This window comes from Campylobacter sp. BCW_6465 (assembly GCF_001762815.1).
Taxonomy (GTDB): Bacteria; Campylobacterota; Campylobacteria; order Campylobacterales; family Campylobacteraceae; genus Campylobacter_D; species Campylobacter_D jejuni.
On sequence record NZ_MJXN01000033.1, the window covers coordinates 1 to 1,636 of the forward strand.

Here is a 1,636-nt window from a genome sequence, read left to right on the forward strand (position 1 = left end):
CCATTGGTTCCTATATTGCCAATATTGCCTTGATTAACACCTGAGATGATATTGTTTATATTATCAAGTTGTCCTAGATCGAGATTACCCTCATCTATAGTGATTTTATCAGCACTTACATTTCCATTTCCACCTACAATTATAGTGTCTAATTTACCTGTATCTTTATCTGTAGTAACAAGCCAATCTTCTATGACTATGCTACCAGATCCGCTATTAGTTAAATGATTGCCACTATTATCTTTATCTATGGTTCCTTGGTTATTAACAAAGATGGTTCCACCACCTTCATTTTTAATACCACTTGTAATAGTCGCATCAGAATCATTTTTTAAACTTAAATTATTATTACTTCTATTGAAGATATTACCATAAATAATTCCATTGTCAGTATTTAAAATACCACTTCCTTTTGCAGAAGCAATAAGACCTTCATTTTCAATAGTGATTCCGTATTCTTGTTTTTCTTGTCCTTCTTTTCCAATGGTTCCAGTATTTATAATACCCCCATTACCACCTTGGATAGTTCCAGATACATTGATGCTAGTATTTACTTGCTTACCGCCACCTATATAAATACCTGCATTACCACCTTCTAATCTACCCCCTGCTTTAACTTCAATGCCTTCACCCTCAATACCATTTTTACTTCCATCTATATGGATTGCATCATTGCCTGCTTTAATAACACCACCTTTTTCTATAGTGATTTTACCAATATTAACGGGCTTTTTATTTGTATCAAATGCATAAAAAGTTATACCATTGTTGCCTGCTTCTATAGTTCCTTTATTTGTAAGGGTTTCTATCTTGTTGCCATCACCTATGAAGATAGCATTAGCGTTTTGATTTTTGATTAGACCTGTGTTTTCAAAATTTTTAATAGTGGAGCCGCTACTATAAACACTTTGTATATTTATAGCTCCTGCTAATTTATTGGCTCCAGATGTTCCTTCTATAGTACCAGTGTTTTTAAAATTATCTATGATGCCATTTGACAAATTTACACCTACTTTACCTGAAATGAAACCCGAATTGTCAAAAGTTTTTATAGTAGAGCTATAAAGATTAACCCCAGAACTCGCATATAAACCAGCGAATGATTCATTTGGTTCTGCTGTTCCACTAGTTTTTATAGTTTTAGTATTTTTAAAATTTTCTATAGTAGCACTGGAGAGGTTTACACCACTTCCACCACCGCTGTTTATTGAACCGTTATTAGTGAAAGTTTGTACATTAGTATGAGTAAACCGGACAGCTTCTTTATTTGTTGAACTTATAACTCCAGTATTGTTAAAATTATTAATCGTAGATTTGTTATTAGCAAGGCCTTGGAAAAAAACTCCTTGATCATTGTTGGAAGCTGTTATAGTCCCACTATTTTCGAATTTATCCACAGTGAGAGTTCCTGAGTTACCTCCCCAAATTCCCATGTAAATTTGACCATTGATTTGACCTGTATTTTCAAAGGTGTTAACAGTGATGGTTCCTTTAAAATTGTTATCATGTTCTACAGCTACCTTACCGTTAATAGTTCCATGATTGGTAAGATTGGTAAGAGTGAGGATATTGCTACCACTAGCATGAGCATAGATGATTCTATCTGTATTGCCTATACTACCTAAAGTTCCACCTG

At 33.7% G+C, this 1,636-nt stretch carries 1 pseudogene; it reads right to left on the bottom strand.

The window, feature by feature from the left end:
• Nucleotides 1-1,636: pseudogene (locus AJ886_RS10445) on the bottom strand (hypothetical protein); the annotation flags it as partial.